This is a genomic window from Pseudomonas sp. UM16 (assembly GCF_050312595.1).
Classification (GTDB): Bacteria; Pseudomonadota; Gammaproteobacteria; order Pseudomonadales; family Pseudomonadaceae; genus Aquipseudomonas.
Genome location: NZ_JBNPJT010000009.1, coordinates 41288 through 62347, shown reverse-complemented (window position 1 = coordinate 62347; position 21060 = coordinate 41288). Strand labels below are relative to the sequence as shown.

Genomic DNA, 21060 nt, shown 5'->3' with positions numbered 1-21060 from the left:
GACATGCGTACCGGGGTACGCAAAAGCTGCAACATAATGCGAAAGATTTGCATTTTGTGTAAAGGGGCAGTCACGGAAATATTCAAACGCGTGCTTCTGCCCGTTTGCTCAATGCTGGTAAGGGTCTAGAGAATTGAAACCTGGTTACGCTGTGCCTGTTTGAGAAACACCGTCAGTTCACGGGCCGGCAGCGGTTTGCTGTAGTGGTAGCCCTGACCTTCATGGCAACCCTGGGCAATGATGTAGGCCTCTTGTTCAGCGGTTTCCACGCCCTCGGCGATAACCTGCATGCCCAGGCTCTTGCCCAGTTGGATGATGGCGCGAACGATGGTGGCATCGTCGTCGTCATCGAGTAGGTCCTGAACGAAGCTCTTGTCGATCTTGATCTTGTCCAGTGGCAAGGATTTCAGGTAGCTGAGCGAGGAATAGCCCGTACCGAAGTCGTCAATGGCGATCAGCGCGCCGGAACGGCGCAAGCTCAGGAGGTGCTGGGCAGCGGTGCTGATGTCTTCCATCAGACCGGTTTCGGTGACTTCCAGCTCCAGGCTGCGTGGTGGCAGGCGGTAGATCTGCAAGAGGTTGTTGACCACCCGCGGCAGTTCATTGTGGTGCAGTTGTACGGTCGATAGATTGACCGCCATGCGCAGTTCGCTGAAACCCTGGTCGTGCCATTCGCGCAGTTGCCGACAGGCCTGATCGAGCACCCATTCACCGATGGTGATGATGTTGCCGTTCTGTTCGGCCAGGGGAATGAACTGGTCCGGTGGGACCATGCCCAGTTCCGGATGCTGCCAACGCAGCAGCGCCTCGACGCCGACCACGCGATGGTCGCGGTAGCTGATCTGTGGTTGGTAGACGAGGTACAACTGATTGCGCGGCAGGGCTTCGCGCAGGTCTTTTTCCAGCTCGCGTCGACGGCGCATCTCGCTGTCGACGCTGGCGATGTAGAACTGGTAACGGTTGCGCGAGCGGGTTTTGGCCAGGGTCATGGTCTGTTCGGCTTTTTGCAGCAACTTCTCGGTGCTGTCACCGTCTTCCGGGAACAAGGTGATGCCGATGGTGGCGCGCAGGCGGATTTCCTGATGGTCGAGGGCGAAGGGTGCCTCCAGATCATCGAGAATGCTCTGGGCCAGTTCCGCCGCTTCGTAGGGCTGCTCGATATCAGCCTGAACCAGGGCGAACTGATCGCCACCCAGGCGTGCCAGGGCGCCGAGTCGGCCACTGTGGGCGCGCAGGCGATCGGCCAGGGCCAGCAGCAGTTGGTCGCCGGCCTGGTAGCTGAACTGCTCGTTGATCCCCTTGAAGTCGTCAAGGCCAACACACAGCACTGCCACCCGGCGTTGCAGGCGGCCGGCGTCGACCAGGATCTTGTCCAGTTGCTGTTGCAGTTGCTGACGATTGGGCAGACCGGTCAGAAAGTCGTACTGGGCCATGCGCAGCAGGCTGTTTTCCGCCTCATGACGCAAATGAGTATTACGTTCGATCGACGCCAGCAACTGGTTGGCGGTGTTGACCCACAACCCCAGCTCATTGCGTTCATGGCCCTTGATCAACGGCAACTGATGCTGGCTGGGGCGGTCAGGATTGATCTGGGTAAGATGTTCAATGATTTTCGACAGCGGTTTGGTCAGCATCCAGTGATAGACCAGGTACAGCACCAGGCCCATGGCCAGGGCGCGCAGTACACCGGAGATAAAGATGATTACTGAATTGATTAAAAAATCGGCGCCATAGGAGGCGGTGTCGAGGGTGATGCTCAGGTCGCCATAATATTCACTGTACGGGCCACGGCCGACCAGTTGCGTGGTGAAGGTCCGTTCCTGCCCAAGGATCAGGTCGGTCAGCCAACGTGTCGATGACTCCTGCAAGGGGCGGTTTTTTTCGGCGAGCATGGTTTCGTTGGGATGGCCAATAGAGGCCATGCGCACCGACTCGTCTTGGAACAAGCCCTCCATGACCTGCATGCCCATTTCCTTGTCCAGGCTGTACACCGCCTGGGTGGAAGGGTCGCGGAACATGTCAAGGATTCGCTGGGCGTCGCTGGCCACTGCCTGACGAGTCTTGTAGGCATCGAAGACGATCTGCGCACAACTGAGAACGACACCGACCACCAGTGCCGAGAGCAGTACGACCCTGAGCAACTTGATCGATAAGCTGTTCTTGAGTTCCAGCTTCAATGGGGTTTCCTTAATCCATGCGCATGGCATCATTTTGCCATCATTTCTGGCAATCCACTATCGGCCGTTGGCACAACAGTCGCCACCCCCGAGATGATGGAACGGCTGCTGTCACTGTATCGGTTGCCCGGCCTTGCGACTTTAATTGTGCAAGCATACGTCCCAAGGTTTGATGTTAGCGTGGTATCAGCTTGGAGCAAGAGCCAGACAGCGCCGGACAGGCGAAAAAAAACCCGGACACGCCGGGTTTTTCCTCAAGCTGTTTGCTTAAGCGGTGAAGGTCTTGCCTTCGAACTGCTCGGCAACGAACTTCCAGTTGACCAGGTTCCAGAACGCCTCGACGTACTTAGGACGCAGGTTGCGGTAGTCGATGTAGTAGGCGTGCTCCCAGACGTCGCAGGTCAGCAGCGGGGTGTCGCCGCTGGTCAGCGGGCAGCCGGCGCCGATGGTGCTGGCCAGGGCCAGGGAACCGTCAGCTTTTTTCACCAGCCAGCCCCAGCCGGAACCGAAGGTGCCGACCGACGTCTTGGTGAACTCTTCCTTGAACTTGTCGAAGGAACCGAACGCAGCATTGATGGCTTCAGCCAGCGCGCCGGTAGGTTGGCCGCCGGCGTTTGGCGCCAGGCAGTTCCAGTAGAAGGTGTGGTTCCAGACCTGAGCGGCGTTGTTGAAGATACCGCCCGAAGAGGACTTGACGATCTCTTCCAGGGTTTTGCCTTCAAACTCGGTGCCTGGCACCAGGTTGTTCAGGTTCACGACATAGGTGTTGTGGTGCTTGTCGTGGTGGAACTCCAAGGTTTCCTTGGAAATGTGCGGCTGCAGGGCGTCGTGTGCATAAGGCAGCGGCGGCAATTCAAAAGCCATGATGATTCTCCTAATCAGGTCTGTTGCGGTGAGCGCAAGGCCGATCACGGGCGGCCGGTGTGCGTCGGGGAGTTTGTACTCTTTGCGACGCAAGGGCTGGATCATAGCACCGGGCCCGGTGCATAACCACGCAACAAGTGTACGGGAAAGAGGTTCCCAGAGCCTTCGCTAGCAGCAGACGAATGGCGTTCAGGTGAAGATCAATTGCGCCGCCACGGCAAACATCATCACCGCCACCATCAGGTCGAGCAGGCGCCAGGTACCGGGACGTGCCAGCCACGGTGCCAGCCAGGCAGCGCCCAGAGCCAGGGTGAAGAACCACAGCAACGAGGCACTCGCCGCGCCCGCCACGTAGGCCCCGGGTACGGTTTGTTGGGCACCCAGGGAGCCAATCAACAATACGGTGTCCAGGTACACATGGGGGTTGAGCAGGGTCACTGCCAGGGCACTGAGCAGCACTGCTCGACGCGAGCGCAGGCCCTGGCCCTCGGTTTGCTGCAAACTTTGCTTTGAGCAGGCCCGCAGCAAGGCTTTGCTGCCGTACCAGATCAGGAACACCGCGCCGCCCCAGCGCGCTACCGCCAGCAAGGTCGGATTCTGCGCCAGCACTGTCGCCAGGCCGAACACCCCGGCCGCGACCAGAAGGGCATCGCAGAATACACAGAGTGCGGCCACCGGCAAATGATGTTCACGACGCAGGCTCTGGGCCAGGACGAACGCATTTTGGGTGCCGATCGCCATGATCAGGCCGAAGGCGACCAGCAGGCCGTTCAGGTAGCTTTGCCACATAGGGGATGCTCCACAGTCACCAGCAGGACGCTGGCGCATAAAACCAAAAGAAGATGCTGGCCATTCTGGGGGGGGCAGATGTATAAGAAAAACAAATAAAGCTGATCCGGCATTAGGAAAAATAATGTTCGATTACAAATTGCTTTCGGCCCTGGCGGCGGTCATTGAACAGGCTGGTTTCGAGCGTGCAGCGCAGGTGCTGGGCTTGTCGCAGTCGGCGATTTCCCAGCGCATTAAATTGCTCGAAGCGCGCGTCGGGCAACCGGTGCTTATACGCGCCACGCCGCCCAGCCCGACCGATGTCGGTCGGCGCTTGCTTAACCATGTGCAACAGGTGCGGCTGCTGGAGCGTGACCTGCAAAGCCAGGTGCCGGCGCTGGACGAGGAGGGCATGCCGGAACGGCTGCGCATCGCCCTCAATGCCGATAGCCTGGCCACTTGGTGGGCCGTGGCGGTCGGCGCCTTCTGCGCGGAGCAACAGGTATTGCTCGACCTGGTAGTTGAGGATCAGGAGGTCGGCCTCAAGCGCATGCGCGCCGGAGAAGTGGCTGCCTGCCTGTGTGGCAGTGAACGGCCAGTGGCAGGTGCGCGCAGTATTCTGCTGGGGGCGATGCGTTACCGCGCCCTGGCCAGCCCAGCCTTCATGGCTCGCTATTTTACCGAAGGCTTTGATGCCCAGCGCTTGTCACGTACCCCGGCGCTGGTGTTCGGGCCAGATGATTTTCTTCAGCATCGTTACCTGGCTTCGCTGGGTATCGCCGATGGCTTCATGCATCACCTGTGCCCGTCATCCGAGGGATTCTTGCGCATGACCGAAGCCGGCCTGGGCTGGGGGCTGGTGCCCGAGTTGCAGGTGCGTGAACAACTGGCCAGCGGCGCTCTGGTAGAAATTTCACCGGATAAACCCATCGATGTGCCCTTGTACTGGCATCATTGGCGTAATGGCGGACAACTGCTCGGGCAATTGACTGAACATCTGCGCCAGACCTCCCGGCACTGGCTGGTGCCCTTGTAAGGTCTGGCAGCGTCAGCAGCATCTGAAAATTGGTTAGGCGGAGTGCTACATGCGAATTCTGGTCACCGGCGCAAGCGGCTTCATTGGCGGGCGCTTCGCGCGCTTTGCCCTTGAGCAAGGTCTTGAGGTTCGGGTCAACGGCCGCCGCGCCGAAGGCGTCGAGCACCTGGTGCGGCGCGGGGCGCAGTTTATCCCGGGCGACCTGGGCGACCCGGAATTGGCCCGCCGCCTGTGCCAAGGCATCGATAGCGTGGTGCATTGCGCCGGCGCGGTCGGCAACTGGGGACGCTACCAGGATTTTTATCAGGGCAACGTGGTGGTCACCGAAAACGTGGTCGAGGCGTGCCTAAAAGAGCATGTGCGGCGCCTGGTGCATTTGTCGTCACCGTCGATCTACTTTAATGGTCGTTCGCAACTGGGCATCCATGAAGATCAGGTGCCGCGGCGCTTTTATGATCATTACGGGGCAACCAAGTACCTCGCTGAGCAAAAGGTCTTTGGCGCTCAGGAATTCGGTCTTGAGGTTCTGGCCTTGCGCCCACGCTTTGTCACTGGGGCAGGGGATGTCAGCATTTTCCCACGCTTGTTGCAGATGCAGCGCAAACGTCGATTGGCGATCATTGGCAACGGCCTGAACAAGGTCGATTTCACCAGTGTGCAGAACCTCAATGAGGCGCTGCTCAGTGCCTTGTTCGCCGATCAGCAGGCCTTGGGGCAGGCTTACAACATCAGTAACGGCCATCCGTTGCCCATTTGGGATGTGGTCAACTACGTGATGCGCCAGATGCACTTACCACAAGTCACCCGCTACCGCTCCTTCGGCCTCGCCTACAGCTTGGCCGCGCTCAACGAAGGGGCGTGCATGCTCTGGCCTGGACGCCCGCAGCCGACCTTGTCGCGCCTGGCCATGCAAGCCATGAGCAAGGATTTCACCCTGGATATCAGCCGTGCTCGGCAATTGTTGGACTACCACCCCACGGTCAGCCTGTGGTCAGCGTTGGATGAATTTTGCGGCTGGTGGAAGGCCCAAGACCAGCAGCAGTGAACCCGCAACCAGCTTTGCGGTCGATCAGTGCGCTGTATAAGCGGTTTATACTAGTGCCCATTTGCTATTACGGCGGTTGAAGGCTCCCATGCGTAACGATGCTCAAGACGATTTCGACAATGTCCCGACCCTGCGTGCCCGTGCACGCGATGACGATGACTTTGAGCCATTGCCGCCAGCTCGTGGGCCGCTGGTTGCTGGTGCCCGCAAGGCCCCTCGAGCGGCCAGTACCGGACCGTTGTGGGCGCTCTTGGGGGCGTCTTTCATAGCCCTGGCGGGCCTTGGCTGGTGGAGCTTCCAGCAAGTGTCATTGATGGAGCAGCAATTGGTTGCGACCCAGGAAAGCTTTGCCCGTATCAGTGAAGAGGCTGCGGGGCGCTTGCAGGCAATCAGTGGCAAGGTCGATGCCAGCGAGTCCAGCGTCAACAGTGGCAGCGAAGCCTTGAAACTGCAGATCAAACAGTTGCAGGCCAACCTGCTCGAACAGGGTAAACAGCAGCAGGGCGTCGCCGGGCAAACGGGCGATTTGGGCAAGCGTCTGGAGCAAGTGTTGGCCCAGGCCAGTGAGCAACAGGCCGCCACAGCCAAGTTGCAGGCCGAATTGCAGAGCCAACTCAAAGCAGTGAACAGCGAATTGGCGGCACTGAAAGCGGCCCAGGTAGATGGTGGCAAACTCGACAGCCAGATCAGCAGCTTGTCTGCCGACGTTGCGGCGTTGAAGAAGCAAGGCAACCCCAGTGCAGCTATCCAGCGCCTGGAGCAGGACCTGATTGTTCTCAAGAGCGAACAGGAGAACCGTCCGACGGCGCCTGTGGCGTCGGGCGCATCAGTTGCCGAGTTTGACGCCTTCCGTGGCCAGATGACCCGCAACATCAACACCCTGCAAAGCCAGGTGCAGAACCTGCAGCGTCAGATCAACGCCCAGCCTTGAAGGGCATTTGGGTCGACTATTTTGTGGGAGCCAGCACAAGACCTACAGCCGCGGATAGTCGATGTAACCGACCGGCCCTTTGGCATAGAAGGTTTCAGGGCGCGCTTCGTTCAATGGCGCATCCGCTGCCAGGCGCGCTGGCAGGTCCGGGTTGGCGATGAACGGCACACCAAAGGCCACCGCATCCGCCCGGCCGCTAGCCACAAATGCATTGGCACTGGCTTTGGTAAAGCGCTCGTTGACGATGTACGAGCCGCCGAATGCTTCTTTGATCAACGAACCAATGCTGTCGTCAGCTTCCTTCTCCCGCGAGCAGATGAAGGCAATCCCGCGCTTGCCCAACTCCCGGGCAACGTAGGTAAAGGTTTCAGCTAGATTGACATCACCCATGTCATGAGAATCGGCCCGTGGCGCCAGGTGCACACCGACGCGCTGCGCGCCCCACACCTCGATCACCGCATCGGTGACTTCCAGCAGCAACCGTGCGCGGTTCTCCAGCGAGCCACCGTACTGGTCGTCGCGCTGGTTAGTGCTGCTCTGCAGGAACTGGTCAAGCAGGTAACCATTGGCAGCATGCACTTCTACGCCATCAAAACCGGCAGCCTTGGCATTCTCGGCGCCTGTGCGGTAAGCCTCGACGATATCGGCGATTTCCTCGGTTTCAAGGGCCCGTGGGGTCGGGTAGTCGGCTAGCGGACGCACCAGGCTGACGTGGCCTTTGGGCTGAATCGCGCTCGGCGCTACCGGGGTTTCACCGTTGAGATAAGTCGGGTGCGAGATACGTCCGACATGCCACAGCTGCAGGAAAATTCGTCCACCGGCAGCATGGATGGCTTTGGTCACGTTGGTCCAGCCGCGCACCTGGTCGTTGGACCAGATCCCAGGGGTGTCCGGGTAGCCGACGCCCATTGGCGTCACCGAGGTCGCCTCGCTGAGAATCAGCCCGGCGCTGGCACGTTGTACGTAGTACTCGGCCATCAGCGCGTTTGGCACCCGGCCTTCGTCGGCGCGGCAGCGGGTCAGCGGGGCCATGATGATGCGGTTCGGCAATTCGAGGTCGCCGAGGGTGATCGGATCGAAAATAGTCGTCATAGGTACCTCATGGCTTATCAGTGAGTAGCAGGGGCCAGCTCGGGTTTGGCGCCGCGCTGGCTGAAGGTGATCAGGGTGACGATCAGCGCCAGCACGGCCAGTGCGGCAGCAGCCAGGGGCACGCGGGTCAAGCCCAGTCCTTGTGCGATAACGGTGCCGCCGACCCAGGCACCCAGGGCATTGCCGAGGTTGAAGGCGCCGATATTGAGGGTCGAAACCAGATTCGGTGCGGCACTGCCGAAGGTCACCACGTTGACCTGCAAGGCCGGCACCGCGGCGAAGGCGGCAGTGGCCCAAAGGAACAGCGTGATTTCAGCTGGGATCAGGGCAACGCTGGTCCAGCTCAGCACGGTGGAAATCACGGCCATGCTGGCGAACACACCGACCAACGTGGCACCCAGGCGTTTGTCGGCGAGCTTGCCGCCAACGATGTTGCCCAGCGTCAGGCCAACGCCGATTAACAGCAGAGTCCAGGTCACGCCTCGTGGCGAAACCCCGGTGACATCGCCCAGCAGCGGTGCAACATAGGTGAAAAGGGCGAACATCGATGCCGAGAACAGTACGGTCATCGACAGCGACAGCCAGATGCCTGCGCCTTTGAGGGCTGCGAGTTCGGCGCGCATGTCGAGTTTTTCCTCGTCATGGCGAAACGGCAGGAAACGGATCAGGCCGATCAGGGCAATTACGCCGATCACGGTGACTGCCCAGAATGTCGAGCGCCAGCCGTATTCCTGGCCCAGCGCGGTGCCCAGGGGTACACCCAGGACGTTGGCCAGGGTCAAGCCAGTGAACATCAAGGCCACCGCCGAGGCGCGACGATTGGCCGGCACCAGGCTGGCGGCAACTACCGATCCGATACCAAAGAAAGCACCGTGACACAGGGCCGTGACCACTCGTGCCAGCATCAGCAGGTTGTAGTCGCTGGCCACCGCACACAGCAGGTTACCGACGATGAACACACCCATCAGCGTGATCAGGGCAGCCTTGCGTGGCAGCTTCGAGGTGGCCAGGGCCATGAACGGTGCACCAATGGCCACGCCCAGGGCGTAACCAGTCACCAGCCAGCCGGCACCGGGGATCGACACGCCGAGGTCCGCCGCAACATCGGGCAACAGGCCCATGATGACGAACTCGGTGGTGCCGATGGCGAAGGCGCTGAGCGCCAGGATCAATAGCGAAAGGGGCATTGCAAGGTCCTTGTCAGAGCTCTTGGCTCATCTGCTTGAGGAAGGCTTGGATGGTTTCCTCATTGCGTTTGAAAAAATGCCATTGGCCGATCTTCTGGCTGCTGACCAGGCCCGCGCGTTGCAAGGTGGCCAGGTGGGCCGAAACCGTCGACTGCGACAGGCCGCAACGTTGGTCGATCTGCCCGGCGCAGACACCGTGTTCGGTGCTGTGGTGCTGCTCGGGGAATTGCACGTCGGGGTCTTTCAGCCAGTTGAGAATTTCTCGCCGTACTGGGTGGGCCAGGGCTTTTATTATTTCGTCGAGATCGAGAGGCATGGTTGGGCTCATGGTTGTGTAGCGGCATATCGCGATGTGGCGAAATATAAATCGATATTTCGCGATATACAAATATGAAGAGGTTCTTAGCTCAGTGTAAATCGCTATATCGGGTTATAACGATATGGGTGGCGCGGGTGCTAGACTGCGCCCATGAACTATCTCGCACACCTTCATCTGGGCGGCCAACAACCCGAGCAATTGCTCGGTAGCCTCTATGGCGATTTCGTCAAAGGGCCGTTGGCGGGTCGCTTCCCCTTACCGCTGGAAGCGGCGATCCGCTTGCACCGGCAGATCGACGTGTTCACCGACAGTCACCCGCTGGTATTGCAGTCCCTCGGGCGTTTTCCCCGGGAGCGGCGACGTTATGCCGGGATAATCCTTAATGTGTTTTTCGACCATTGCCTGGCGTTGCATTGGCAGGATTATGCCGAACAACCACTGGAGCAGTTCACCGGCAGGGTCTATCAGGTGCTCGCGGCGCAAGCAGAGTTACCCGCAAGGCTGGCACAGATCGCGCCGTACATGGCCGCGGATGACTGGCTGGGGTCGTACCGTGAGTTTGCCGTGCTGGATCAGGTTTTTCGCGGCATCGCCCGGCGCTTGTCACGCCCCGAAGGGATGGATGGCGCCCTGGAACTTGTTGATGGCCTGTACGCGCCATTGCTGGAAGACTTTCGCGCCTTTTACCCCGAGTTGCAGGCCTTCGCCAAAAAGTCTCTGACGCCAGCCTAGGCCGCTTTCGCCCGGCGCAGTGGCTGCAAAGCGCTTGAGTCGGCGCCGAACAGTGCGCCTTGCACCGCTTGTTGGGCCTTGAACGCCAAGGCTGCACGTTCTTCTCCGGCACTGGGGATCGGTGCCAGCAACTGGATCTGCACTTCGCTACAATCGTGGGCAAACAGGCGCATCAGGTGCGAGAGCAGATCGTCGTCACCGACAAAGGGCGCAATCGTATCGATCTGACCGTCGCGCAGGTAACGCAAGGCGACCGGCTGCAGCGCTACTTGCGTGTCGATGGCGCTGGCCAGCAGGCGACCGTGAAAGGTGCGCAGGCTGCGACCATCGGTGGTAGTGCCCTCAGGGAAGATCAACAAGGGGCGGGCCTGTTGCAGATGCTGGCTGATCTGCGTGCGCAGCAATTGGCTGTCATTACCACCACGGCGGATAAACAGCGTGCCGGCCTTGAGTGCCAACCAGCCGGCCACCGGCCACGTGCGTACTTCGGCCTTGGACAGGAACGATAGCGGAGTGAGCATGCCCAGCAGCGGGATGTCGGTCCAGGACACATGGTTGCTGACCCAGAGCATTGGCTGTTGCGGCAACTGGCCAATGACGCGGACCTTGAACGGCAGGGCATTGCTCAGCGTGCGCATGAATCGCTGCGACCAGCGTTGACGGCGTTCGGCCGAGGCCGGAATGCGCAGACGCTCATAGAGCGTGAACAGTGCCGCCATCCCTAAGCCAAACAGCACCACCAGCAACACCCGCAGGACGCGTGCGAAGACGCGCAAGCGCTGCATCAGACTGCCGCCTTGAAGTGGCGGGCATAGCGCGGGCAGAGTTCATCGCGCTTGAGCAGAATGAACACGTCGGCGACCTGGAAGTCTTCATCCCAGCAAGGTTCGCCGCAGATTTTCGCGCCCAGGCGCATGTAGGCCTTGAGCAATGGCGGCATTTCGGCGATGACGTTGCCTGGCAGGGCCAGGTTGGGCAGCGGCTTCTTCGGCTCGGCACGCAGGTGTTCGGTGCACAGGTAGCGTTCGCGCAGGCGCTGCATGATCGCGTGGGCCTGAACGCCGCCATCCTGCATGGGAATGCTGGCACAACCCATCAGGTAGCTGTAGCGACCTTCGTTGAGGACTTCGGCCAGCTCCGCCCATAGCACGGCGATGGTGCCGCCATTGCGGTAGGCCGGGTCGACGCAGGTGCGGCCCAGTTCCAGGATCGGTCCCTGAAGACCGCCAAGGCCATGCAGGCTGAATTCTTCTTCGCTGTAAAAACGCCCCAGGCTGCTGGCTGCCTGGTGGTCGAGCAGGCGTGTGGTGGCCACCAGGCGCCCGCTGCTGAGGTCGCGCACACCGATGTGACGGCAGTGAATGTCGTAGTCATCCATGTCCAGGCCCAGTTCGGCGCCCTTGAGCTTGGCCTTGAATTCACCACTGAACACGCTGAACCGAAGGGCCTGAGCTTCCTGCAGGGCCGTTGGCCCGACCAGGCGTTCGGCTTGCAGACGGCGTTCAGTGCTGTTGTCGCCAGAGCGAGCGATTCGAGTCATTACGAGTCTCCATAAGCCAGCCATGGGGTTGCGGCCGGTCGGCTTTGTTGTGCAAGCTCAGCCTAGGTAGATGCGGTGTCACCCCCATGACCCTTTGGTGATGCTTGTGTGACAGCCCTCAAGGAGTGCTCCGATGGCCTGGCTGCAACGACTCAACGATCCGCAACGACATCCTCTGGCAGACAATCTGGCCGAGACTTACAGCAGCCTGTTGGCGCGTCTGGACACGGTCAGCCCGTTCGAGCTGGCGGTGCTCGGCGCGCGTGCCATGCCGACCCCGGGGCTGGCCTTTCTGGTGGGTTACCAGGCGGCCTTGCGCGTGCTCTGGCCCAGCGCCCCGGCAAGTCTTGGCGCCTTGTGCGCCAGTGAGCGGCGTAGCGTGCGGCCGGCCGACATGCAGGTGCGCCTGACTGACTTGCGCCTGAGTGGCAGCAAGGACTTCGTCACCGCCGGCTTGGATGCCGATTGGCTGCTGGTGGCGGCGCGCAGCGAAGCCGCGGGCGAGGCGGTACAGCTAAGCCTGGCGGTGGTCTATCCCGGCGAGCCAGGGGTGCGTCTGGAGCCTCTGCCGCCACTGCCTTTAATGCCGGAAGTCGGTCATGCTCGCTTGCATCTGGACCAGGCACTGTGCGAGCGCTTGGCCGGCGATGGTTGGGATGCCTACGTCAAACCTTTCCGCTCTCTGGAAGACCTGTATGTGCTCAGCGCTCTGTGCGCCTGGCTGTATGGCGTCGGTCAGGACAACGCTTGGCCGCAAGCCTTGCAGTTACGCCTGATTGGTTTACTCGGTGGCTGCGCCGAGGGCAGTCGGCAATGCGCCGACTCCAGCGCCTGTCATTTGTTGCTGGGCGGCTTGTTTGCCCAATTTGCTGCGCTCAAAGACGAGATCAATCAGGTGTTGAGTAACACGCCTGGCGAGTGGGCAACGCTTTGGCAGCGCGATCAGGGCCTGCTGGAGATTGCCAGCGCGGCGCGGGCCAAGCGCCTGGCCAAGGCCTGGGCAAACGCCGGCTTGTCATAAAGCACTGCCAGGCTGGGAACACCTTGGCCTTGAGTGACTCGGCATGAAGCAAGCGCTGTTGGTGGTGATGCTCAGCCTGGTTGTGCTTAGCACCCCGGCCCAGAGTGAAGAACTCTGGCCGGTTCCAGACTGGTCGCAGGCGGCGGATAGCAACAGCCCCGCGTGGCGTCAGGTGCAGGCCTATGCCTTTACGGCGCGCGATGAGCAGAGCCGTGAAGGTGCTCGCAGTGATGCCCTGCTGGTGATCAAGCAAGGGCGTATTGTCTATGAGCACTACGCCGCCCCGACCACCGCGCAGACGTCGCACCTGACCTGGTCTATCAGCAAGAGCGTGCTGGCCACGCTATTGGGGGTGGCACGCAATGAAGGTCGCTTTGAACTCAGTGACCCGGTCGCGCGCTTCTACCCGGCGATGCAAGCTCACCCAAGGATTCGCCTGCAAGACCTCCTGCACTGGGCCAGCGGCCTGGACTGGCAAGAAGACTACGAATACGCACCGCTCAATTCATCGGTTGTGCCCATGCTCTACACCCGAGGGCGTGGGGATATGGCCGCCTACACCGTCGCCCGGCCTGCGGCGGTAGAGCCCGGGCAGCGTTTTCTCTACTCCAGCGGCGACAGCAACGTGCTGGCGGCGGCGCTGCGCACAATGGTCGGGCCCGAGCGCTATCAGCAGTACCCCTGGGATGCCCTGTTCAGCCCTTTGGGGATCACCTCGGCGGTCTGGGAGCGAGACGCCAGTGGCACGCTGGTGGGCTCCTCCTATCTGTACATGAGTGCCCGCGACCTGGCGCGTATTGGCTTGCTGATGCTGCGTGACGGCCGCTGGCAGTCGCAGCAACTGCTGCCCAAGGACTGGGTGGCATTCAATCGCACGCTGTTTACCAAGGCTGTCGCCCAACCTGGAGAGGCCAACCCCGGTGGCCACTGGTGGCTCAATCAGCCATTGCCTGATGGTCAACGGCCTTGGCCGGATGTTCCGGCCGACACCTTTGCGGCCTTGGGGCATTGGGGCCAGGCCTTGTATGTAATGCCTGATGAGCAGATGGTGGTGGTGCGTTTCGCTGATGATCGCGATGAGCAGTTGCGCCACAACGAGCTGCTAAAACGCGTGCTGGCGGCGCAGTCCGGCGCGCAGCCATGAAGCGTTTGCTGCTGGTGCTGTTACTGCTGTTAGGTACCTGGAGCTGGTATGAACGTGATGCCCTGGCGGACTTTCCGGGCATCCTCAGTGCTTATTCGGCCAAGGAGTACTGCTCCTGTCGATTCGTCATGGGTTTCGATGTGCCTTATTGCCAGGCCTATGTGCGCCAGTATTTGCCTTTGAGTCGCCTTGAGGAACAAAACCGGCTGGTTACCGCTGCGGGTCTGGGGGTTGAACACCGTGCGCGTTGGCAGGGCGCGCGTGAGGGCTGTGGCTTGCTGCCGTGAGGGCAGCCGGGTAAGGTTGACGGCTTCTGTGTTCCAGGATTTCTCATGTTCTCTCTGCCCCGTCTTCTGCTTGTCGTGCTCGCCCTGACGAGCTTCTCGGCCCAGGCCAATTGGCACCTGGATGGCGAGTCTTCACGCCTGTCCTTTATCTCCAGTAAAAATGGCGACACCGCCGAAGTGCATCGATTTCTCGTGCTGCACGGCAAGGTCGACCGCAAGGGTGCGGCCGAGCTGATGATCGAGATGGACTCCAACAACAGCGGTGTGCCGTTGCGTGACGAGCGCATGCGCAAGGAGTTGTTCGACTTTGCTCGCTTCCCGGAAGCTCATGTTACGGCACAGATCGACCTGGGCCCGATCAACGACCTGGCCAATGGTGCCCAGGTCGAGCTGCGCTTGCCGGTGACGGTCAAGCTGCGCGGCAAGGAGCACAGCTACAGTGCTTTGCTGTTGGCCACGCGCCTGGATGAGCGCCGCTTCCAGGTGGTGACCCTGGAACCGTTGATGCTGCGTGCCGAAGACTTCGAGTTGGTGCCGGGCCTGGAGTCGTTGCGCAAAATGGCCGGACTCAAGTCCATTAGCCCGTCAGTGCCGGTGAGTGCGGTGCTGATCTTCACGGCGCGCTGATATGGCCGGACCCGTCTTCCCCTGGCGAGATGGCAACCGGTTCGAGTTATTGATCGACGGCCCCAGGTTTTTCCCACGCATGCTCACTGCGATCGCGCAAGCTGAGCATCAGGTGGATCTGGAATTGTACTTGGTGGAGGCGGGCGCTTGTGCCGAGGCCATGGTTCAGGCCTTGGTGCAAGCCGCCGAGCGGGGCGTTCAGGTACGTTGCCTGTTCGATGATTATGGCGCGCTGGCCTTCACCTTAAGCTTGCGCCAACGCCTGCTCGATGCCGGGGTTGAGTTGCGCTGGTACAACCGCCTGCGCTGGCGCCGTGGCCTGCGCAATCTGTATCGGGATCACCGCAAGCTGTTGCTGGTCGACCAGTCGTGGGCGGTGGTCGGTGGCACAGGCGTTACCGATGAGTTCTGGGTGCCGAACGAAGACGTCAGCGAGTGGCATGAAGTGATGGTCGAAATGCAGGGGCCGCTGGTCGCCGACTGGCAGATGCTCTTCGATCGCCAGTGGCGCGCCAATCTGCGCCGTACCGCCTGGCGGCCTCCGACGCATTTTGGCCTGCCACGCTTGCCCCATGTGCCCGATAGCGGCCAGGGCATGGGCCGGGTGGCCTATGCCGATGCTCGTCAGCACCGGGACATCCTGCAGTCGCTGGTGCGAGCGCTGAACAGCGGTCAGCGCCGGATCTGGTTAGCCACCCCTTACTTTTTACCGACCTGGAAGGTTCGTCGCTCCCTGCGCCGGGCGGCAGCCAATGGTATCGATGTGCGTCTGCTGCTGACCGGTCCACGAACCGATCATCCTTCAGTGCGTTATGCCGGGCACCGCTACTATCCGCGGCTGATGCGTGCCGGGGTAAAAATCTACGAGTACCAGCCGTGCTTTCTGCACCTGAAAATGGTGCTGGTGGACGACTGGGTGAGTATCGGCTCGTGCAACTTCGACCATTGGAACCTGCGTTTCAACCTTGAGGCCAACGTCGAGGCGCTTGATCCGCAGTTGACCGCTGCCGTGGCGGCAAGTTTTGAGCGCGACTTCGCCCAGAGCCTAAGTATCGATCTTGACCATTGGCATGCCCGACCGTTGTGGAAGCGTGTGCAGCAGCGAGTGTGGGGCTGGCTGGATCGGTTGGTGGTTAATCTGCTGGATCGGCGCAACTGATCTACGCGGTGAACAGGACGGTCTATTGTGTCTTGTGACTTTCATTACACCCGAGGAGTTGATGACATGGCCGCGAAGAAGATTCTGATGCTGGTGGGTGATTACGTCGAAGACTACGAAGTGATGGTGCCCTTCCAGGCCCTGCAGATGGTGGGTCATACCGTTCACGCGGTGTGCCCGGGCAAAGCGGCCGGGCAAACGGTGCGTACGGCGATTCATGACTTTGAAGGTGACCAGACCTATAGCGAAAAGCCGGGGCACAATTTTGCCCTCAACTTCGATTTCGAGCAGGTTCGCGCCGAAGGTTATGACGCACTGGTCATCCCGGGTGGCCGCGCGCCCGAGTACCTACGTCTCGATGAGCGGGTACTGGCGTTGGTCAAGGCCATTGATAAGGCCGGCAAGCCGATTGCGGCCGTGTGCCATGGTGCGCAATTGCTGGCGGCCGCTGGGGTACTGGAAGGGCGTGAGTGCAGCGCCTATCCGGCATGTGCTCCGGAAGTGCGGCTGGCGGGTGGGAAGTTTGTCGAGATTGGCGTCGATCAGGCCCATGTGCAAGGTAACCTTGCTTCGGCTCCAGCTTGGCCAGCGCATCCAGCGTGGTTGGCGGGGTTTCTGCAGCTGTTGGGTACCCGCATTACTTTGTAGAAATTCGCGGGACAATAAAAAAGCGGCAGGGGGTGACCCCTGCCGCTTTTTGTTTCAGCAAGCCTTAGTGGCTTACTTCACTTCCACCGCCAAACTTTCAGCGATCTTGCTCTGCCACAACGCCGGCCCTGTGATGTGCACCGACTCTCCATTGCTGTCGACCGCTACGGTGACCGGCATGTCTTTGACTTCGAACTCGTAGATCGCTTCCATGCCCAGTTCAGCAAAGGCCAGAACCTTGGACTTCTTGATCGCCTGGGCCACCAGGTAGGCAGCACCGCCGACGGCCATCAGATACACGGCCTTGTTGTCCTTGATCGCCTCAATCGCAGTAGGGCCACGCTCGGACTTGCCGATCATGCCCAACAAGCCGGTTTGCTCAAGAATCTGACGGGTGAACTTGTCCATCCGCGTAGCGGTGGTCGGGCCGGCAGGGCCAACCACTTCTTCGCGTACCGGATCAACCGGGCCGACGTAGTAGATGAAGCGGCCTTTGAGGTCCACCGGCAGCGCTTCGCCACGGTTGAGCATTTCAACCATGCGCTTGTGCGCAGCGTCGCGGCCGGTGAGCATCTTGCCGTTGAGCAGGATGGTCTCGCCCGGCTTCCAGCTCTGCACGTCTTCCGGGGTCAGGGTGTCGAGGTTGACGCGGCGGGCCGATGGACCCGCTTCCCAGACGATTTCCGGGTAGGCATCCAGCGAGGGTGCTTCCAGGTCGGCAGGGCCGGAGCCGTCGAGCACGAAGTGCGCGTGACGGGTAGCGGCGCAGTTGGGGATCATGCACACCGGCAGGGAGGCGGCGTGGGTCGGGTAGTCCATGATCTTGACGTCGAGCACGGTGGTCAGACCGCCCAGACCCTGGGCACCGATGCCCAGCTGATTGACCTTCTCGAACAGTTCCAGACGGATCTCTTCGATGCGGTTCTGCGGGCCACGGGCCTTGAGCTCGTGAATGTCGATGGACTCCATCAACACTTCCTTGGCCATTACCGCAGCTTTCTCGGCGGTACCGCCGATGCCGATGCCGAGCATGCCAGGCGGGCACCAGCCAGCGCCCATGGTCGGAACGGTCTTCAGTACCCAGTCAACGATCGAGTCGGACGGGTTGAGCATGGCCATTTTCGACTTGTTCTCGGAACCGCCGCCTTTGGCCGCCACATCCACTTCCACGGTGTTGCCCGGGACGATGGAGTAGTGGATGACCGCAGGGGTGTTGTCCTTGGTGTTTTTACGCGCGCCTGCCGGGTCGGCCAGGATCGAGGCGCGCAGGACGTTTTCCGGCAGGTTGTAGGCGCGGCGCACGCCTTCGTTGATCATGTCGTCCAGGCTCATGGTCGCGCCATCCCAGCGCACGTCCATGCCAACGCGCACGAACACGGTAACGATACCGGTGTCCTGGCAGATCGGCCGGTGGCCAGTGGCGCACATGCGCGAGTTGATCAGGATCTGGGCGATGGAGTCACGCGCAGCGGGCGACTCTTCACGCAGATAGGCCTCATGCATGGCCTGGATGAAGTCAACGGGGTGGTAGTACGAAATGAACTGCAGGGCGTCGGCAACGCTCTGAATCAGGTCGTCTTGCTTGATCACGGTCATGCAGCGCGCTCCTCTTAAAGACGGGAACATTCAATAAGGTATTCCGACGCGGACAGGCCGAGGTGTCGAAACGACCTTTCACGGTGCGCCGACCCGCTCGGGCCGACGCAAAAAAGGCGCGGCAGTATAGCGCGCATCGGTGCACGGCACACCTGCGAGTGGTCTGGACCAAGGTCGCTTGCCGACGGGCACCCTTTTTGCGTGCCAGCGTCGGCCTTTAGCCCTAAAGTGGCGGTTGGCCATGGTGTTTATGAGCTGGAGATGAACGATGCCTGAACTCTGTGTGGGCGAGCGCTGTTGGGCGGTGCCGGCGGGCAGCAACCTGCTCGATGCGCTCAACGCTGGCGGCTGCTCGGTGCCCTACAGTTGCCGTGCTGGCAGTTGCCATGCCTGTCTGGTGCGCTGCCTTGAGGGGCAGCCTGTTGATGCCTTGCCCGATGCCTTGAGTGCGGATAAACGCGAGCAGGGCTGGCGCCTGGCTTGCCAATGCAAAGTTGTGGATGACTTGCAGGTGGCGGTATTTGATCCGCAGTGCGATGGCGTGCCGGCTCGGGTATGTGGTCTGGATTGGTTGGGGAGCGAGGTGTTGCGCCTGCGCCTGCAACCTGAGCGTCCGTTGCGCTACCAGGCGGGGCAGCACCTGGTGTTGTGGAGTGCTAATGGCGTGGCCCGCCCTTATTCGTTGGCCAGCCTGCCGAACGAAGATGATTTTCTCGATTTCCACCTCGATTGCCGTCAGCCTGGTGCGTTCTGTGATGCCGCGCGCCGGCTGCAAGTCGGTGACGTTCTGGGGCTGGGAGCGTTGCATGGTGGTGCGTTGCACTACGATGCCGACTGGCAAGAGCGTCCGCTATGGCTACTGGCGGCAGGCACGGGGCTCGCGCCGTTGTGGGGGATTTTGCGTGAAGCGTTGCGCCAGGAACACCACGCGCCGATTCGTGTGTTGCATTTGGCGCATGACCGTCAGGGGCACTATATGGCGGGGGATCTGACTGTACTTGCTGAGCACTATCCGCAACTGCAGATAGAGCTTCTAACCCCAAAAACGTTGCCACAGGGGCTGGCTGATCTGCGTTTGCAGTCTCGCCGGACGGTAGCGCTGGCTTGTGGTTCAGCCGCCAGTATCGAGCAGTTCTCCCGGCAGCTGTTTCTGGCGGGGTTGCCGCGTAACCAGTTATTTGTCGATACCTTCATCGCCCATGCATAAAAAACCGCAGTACAGGCTGCGGTTTTTTCATTGCCAGCGTGAGTCAGACCAACGAATCACCGACATGCAGAATCTTCATGCCATTGGTGCCACCGATGGTGTGGTAGCTGTCGCCCTTGGTCAGGATCACCCAGTCACCTGGCTCGACCAAACCACGCTTGAGCAGCTCGTCGACCGCTGCCTGGCTGACTTTTTCCGCCGGCAGGGCAGCCGGGTCGAAAGCAATCGGGTAGACGCCACGGAACATCGAGGCGCGGGCCTGAGTGGCGCGGTGCGGTGACAGTGCGAAGATCGGCACGTGCGAGCGCAGGCGCGACATGATCAGCGGGGTGTAGCCACTTTCGGTGAGGGCGATGATCGCCTTGACGCCGGGGAAGTGGTTGGCGGTGTACATGGCCGCCAGGGCGATGCTTTCGTCGCAACGCTCGAAACGGGTGTGCAGACGATGGCTGGACTTCTGGTTGGTCGGATGCTTTTCCGCACCCTGGCAGATCCGCGCCATGGCCTGGACGGCTTCGATCGGGTAGGCGCCAGCGGCGCTTTCGGCCGACAGCATTACCGCGTCAGTGTTGTCGAGCACGGCGTTGGCCACGTCGGACACTTCGGCACGGGTCGGCATCGGGTTCTGGATCATCGACTCCATCATCTGGGTCGCGACGATCACTGCCTTGTTGTTGCGACGGGCGTGCTGAATGATCTTCTTCTGGATGGCGATCAGCTCGGCATCGCCGATTTCCACACCCAGGTCACCTCGGGCAACCATCACCGCGTCACTGGCGGCGATCAGGCCGTCGAGGGTTTCGTCGTCGGCCACGGCTTCGGCGCGTTCGATCTTGGCTACCAGCCAGGCGCTGCCGCCCGCTTCGTCACGCAGGCGACGGGCGTATTCCATGTCGCTGGCATCGCGTGGGAACGACACGGCCAGGTAGTCCAGGTCCATTTCGGCCGCCAGCTTGATGTCGGCCTTGTCTTTTTCGGTCAGCGCCGGTGCGGTCAGGCCGCCACCTTTGCGGTTGATGCCTTTGTGGTCGGACAGCGGGCCGCCGATCAGTACCGAGCAGTGCAGGGCATCGCTGGTGGCGGTTTCGACACGCATTACCACGCGGCCGTCATCGAGCAGCAGCTCGTCACCAACGCCGCAGTCTTTGACCAGGTCCGGATAGTCGATGCCGACGATATCCTGGGTGCCGTCGGTCAGCGGATGGGCGGTGGAGAAGGTGAAGCGATCACCGACTTTAAGCTCAATACGCTTGTTGGTGAATTTGGCGATACGAATCTTCGGACCCTGCAGGTCGCCGAGCAGTGCGACGTGGCGACCCAGGCGTGCGGCGATCTCACGGATCAAACGGGCGCGCGCTTTATGCTCGTCGGGCGTGCCGTGGGAGAAGTTCAGGCGAGCAACATCCAGGCCGGCAAGAATCAGTTGTTCGATAACTTCCGGCGAGTTGCTGGCGGGGCCAAGGGTGGCGACGATTTTGGTACGGCGGATGGTCATGCACAGACTCCTATAGTGAAGCGCAGCGAAAGGCTACTCTGGAATTTGGCTGTAGTCATTGTTCCTTTGCACTACCTTGGTGGTGAGTAGGCGGGCATATGAACGGTGGGGGCTGTTGTATTACGCAGATTCTATGTGAGCCGATAGGGGTCTACAGATTTTGCCCAGCTCGCCGATAAACCGCT

21 protein-coding genes are annotated in these 21060 nt (G+C 60.9%); 11 read left to right on the top strand and 10 right to left on the bottom strand.

The features are described from left to right. Nucleotides 1-125: 125 nt before the first annotated feature. From ACQRAX_RS12410 to ACQRAX_RS12400, 3 genes are all read right to left on the bottom strand, one after another. Complete coding sequence (locus tag ACQRAX_RS12410; protein ID WP_412039908.1) at nucleotides 126-2207, bottom strand: putative bifunctional diguanylate cyclase/phosphodiesterase; 2082 nt, start codon at nucleotides 2205-2207, stop codon at nucleotides 126-128. A gap of 237 nt (nucleotides 2208-2444) precedes the next feature. Further along, nucleotides 2445-3041 (bottom strand): superoxide dismutase, encoded by a 597-nt coding sequence (locus ACQRAX_RS12405; RefSeq protein ID WP_136474726.1) that lies wholly within the window; start codon nucleotides 3039-3041, stop codon nucleotides 2445-2447. A gap of 189 nt (nucleotides 3042-3230) precedes the next feature. After that, nucleotides 3231-3830 carry a LysE/ArgO family amino acid transporter gene (locus tag ACQRAX_RS12400; RefSeq protein ID WP_045189952.1) on the bottom strand — a complete coding sequence of 200 codons (600 nt, stop codon included), beginning with the start codon at nucleotides 3828-3830 and terminating at the stop codon, nucleotides 3231-3233. 124 nt (nucleotides 3831-3954) lie between these two features. Here ACQRAX_RS12400 and ACQRAX_RS12395 point away from each other — a divergent pair, with 124 nt between their 5' ends. The 3 genes from ACQRAX_RS12395 (at nucleotide 3955) to ACQRAX_RS12385 (ending at nucleotide 6821) form a co-directional block, all read left to right on the top strand. Next, complete coding sequence (locus ACQRAX_RS12395; RefSeq protein WP_412039766.1) at nucleotides 3955-4845, top strand: LysR family transcriptional regulator ArgP; 891 nt, start codon at nucleotides 3955-3957, stop codon at nucleotides 4843-4845. A gap of 49 nt (nucleotides 4846-4894) precedes the next feature. Then, nucleotides 4895-5890 carry an NAD-dependent epimerase/dehydratase family protein gene (locus tag ACQRAX_RS12390; protein ID WP_412039765.1) on the top strand — a complete coding sequence of 332 codons (996 nt, stop codon included), beginning with the start codon at nucleotides 4895-4897 and terminating at the stop codon, nucleotides 5888-5890. A gap of 88 nt (nucleotides 5891-5978) precedes the next feature. Next, on the top strand, nucleotides 5979-6821 hold the full coding sequence (locus ACQRAX_RS12385) for an ATPase (RefSeq protein WP_412039764.1): 843 nt from the start codon (nucleotides 5979-5981) through the stop codon (nucleotides 6819-6821). A gap of 42 nt (nucleotides 6822-6863) precedes the next feature. Here ACQRAX_RS12385 and ACQRAX_RS12380 read toward each other — a convergent pair whose 3' ends face one another. Genes ACQRAX_RS12380 through ACQRAX_RS12370 form a run of 3 tightly spaced genes read right to left on the bottom strand, consistent with a single transcriptional unit; the run spans nucleotide 6864 to nucleotide 9416 of the window. Further along, nucleotides 6864-7913 (bottom strand): alkene reductase, encoded by a 1050-nt coding sequence (locus ACQRAX_RS12380; protein ID WP_412039763.1) that lies wholly within the window; start codon nucleotides 7911-7913, stop codon nucleotides 6864-6866. A gap of 17 nt (nucleotides 7914-7930) precedes the next feature. Then, the gene (locus tag ACQRAX_RS12375; protein ID WP_412039762.1) at nucleotides 7931-9100 is read right to left on the bottom strand and encodes an MFS transporter; all 1170 of its coding nucleotides are present in this window, start codon (nucleotides 9098-9100) and stop codon (nucleotides 7931-7933) included. A gap of 13 nt (nucleotides 9101-9113) precedes the next feature. Next, on the bottom strand, nucleotides 9114-9416 hold the full coding sequence (locus ACQRAX_RS12370) for an ArsR/SmtB family transcription factor (RefSeq protein WP_412039761.1): 303 nt from the start codon (nucleotides 9414-9416) through the stop codon (nucleotides 9114-9116). A gap of 153 nt (nucleotides 9417-9569) precedes the next feature. Here ACQRAX_RS12370 and ACQRAX_RS12365 point away from each other — a divergent pair, with 153 nt between their 5' ends. After that, complete coding sequence (locus tag ACQRAX_RS12365; RefSeq protein WP_412039760.1) at nucleotides 9570-10151, top strand: ACP phosphodiesterase; 582 nt, start codon at nucleotides 9570-9572, stop codon at nucleotides 10149-10151. Here ACQRAX_RS12365 and ACQRAX_RS12360 read toward each other — a convergent pair. Both ACQRAX_RS12360 and olsB read right to left on the bottom strand, forming a co-directional pair. Continuing rightward, nucleotides 10148-10936 carry a lysophospholipid acyltransferase family protein gene (locus tag ACQRAX_RS12360; RefSeq protein WP_412039759.1) on the bottom strand — a complete coding sequence of 263 codons (789 nt, stop codon included), beginning with the start codon at nucleotides 10934-10936 and terminating at the stop codon, nucleotides 10148-10150. The genes ACQRAX_RS12365 and ACQRAX_RS12360 overlap by 4 nt on opposite strands. Then, nucleotides 10936-11691, bottom strand: coding sequence for an L-ornithine N(alpha)-acyltransferase (gene olsB, locus ACQRAX_RS12355; RefSeq protein WP_412039758.1), 756 nt, complete (start codon nucleotides 11689-11691; stop codon nucleotides 10936-10938). The genes ACQRAX_RS12360 and olsB overlap by 1 nt, the downstream gene beginning before the upstream one ends. Nucleotides 11692-11824: 133 nt before the next feature. Here olsB and ACQRAX_RS12350 point away from each other — a divergent pair, with 133 nt between their 5' ends. The 6 genes from ACQRAX_RS12350 (at nucleotide 11825) to ACQRAX_RS12325 (ending at nucleotide 16577) form a co-directional block, all read left to right on the top strand. Then, complete coding sequence (locus ACQRAX_RS12350) at nucleotides 11825-12712, top strand: acyl-CoA dehydrogenase (protein ID WP_412039757.1); 888 nt, start codon at nucleotides 11825-11827, stop codon at nucleotides 12710-12712. 43 nt (nucleotides 12713-12755) lie between these two features. Next, the gene (locus ACQRAX_RS12345) at nucleotides 12756-13856 is read left to right on the top strand and encodes a serine hydrolase domain-containing protein (RefSeq protein ID WP_412039756.1); all 1101 of its coding nucleotides are present in this window, start codon (nucleotides 12756-12758) and stop codon (nucleotides 13854-13856) included. After that, nucleotides 13853-14143, top strand: coding sequence for an amidase (locus ACQRAX_RS12340; RefSeq protein WP_412039755.1), 291 nt, complete (start codon nucleotides 13853-13855; stop codon nucleotides 14141-14143). The genes ACQRAX_RS12345 and ACQRAX_RS12340 overlap by 4 nt, the downstream gene beginning before the upstream one ends. 45 nt (nucleotides 14144-14188) lie before the next feature. Beyond that, on the top strand, nucleotides 14189-14770 hold the full coding sequence (locus ACQRAX_RS12335; protein ID WP_412039754.1) for a YceI family protein: 582 nt from the start codon (nucleotides 14189-14191) through the stop codon (nucleotides 14768-14770). 1 nt (nucleotide 14771) lies between these two features. Continuing rightward, on the top strand, nucleotides 14772-15929 hold the full coding sequence (locus ACQRAX_RS12330; RefSeq protein ID WP_412039753.1) for a phospholipase D-like domain-containing protein: 1158 nt from the start codon (nucleotides 14772-14774) through the stop codon (nucleotides 15927-15929). Between the two features lie 66 nt (nucleotides 15930-15995). Continuing rightward, on the top strand, nucleotides 15996-16577 hold the full coding sequence (locus ACQRAX_RS12325; RefSeq protein ID WP_354364730.1) for a DJ-1/PfpI family protein: 582 nt from the start codon (nucleotides 15996-15998) through the stop codon (nucleotides 16575-16577). Between the two features lie 72 nt (nucleotides 16578-16649). On the opposite strand, the gene ACQRAX_RS12320 is transcribed toward ACQRAX_RS12325, so the two are convergent. Next, entirely contained in the window at nucleotides 16650-18173 is a 1524-nt protein-coding gene (locus ACQRAX_RS12320) for a fumarate hydratase (RefSeq protein WP_412039752.1), read from the bottom strand. A gap of 268 nt (nucleotides 18174-18441) precedes the next feature. On the opposite strand from ACQRAX_RS12320, the gene ACQRAX_RS12315 reads away from it, so the two are divergent. After that, entirely contained in the window at nucleotides 18442-19380 is a 939-nt protein-coding gene (locus tag ACQRAX_RS12315; RefSeq protein ID WP_412039751.1) for an iron-sulfur-binding ferredoxin reductase, read from the top strand. Between the two features lie 43 nt (nucleotides 19381-19423). Here ACQRAX_RS12315 and pyk read toward each other — a convergent pair whose 3' ends face one another. Then, nucleotides 19424-20875: a pyruvate kinase gene (pyk, locus tag ACQRAX_RS12310; protein ID WP_412039750.1), complete on the bottom strand. Its 1452-nt coding sequence runs from the start codon at nucleotides 20873-20875 to the stop codon at nucleotides 19424-19426. Nucleotides 20876-21060 lie beyond the last annotated feature (185 nt).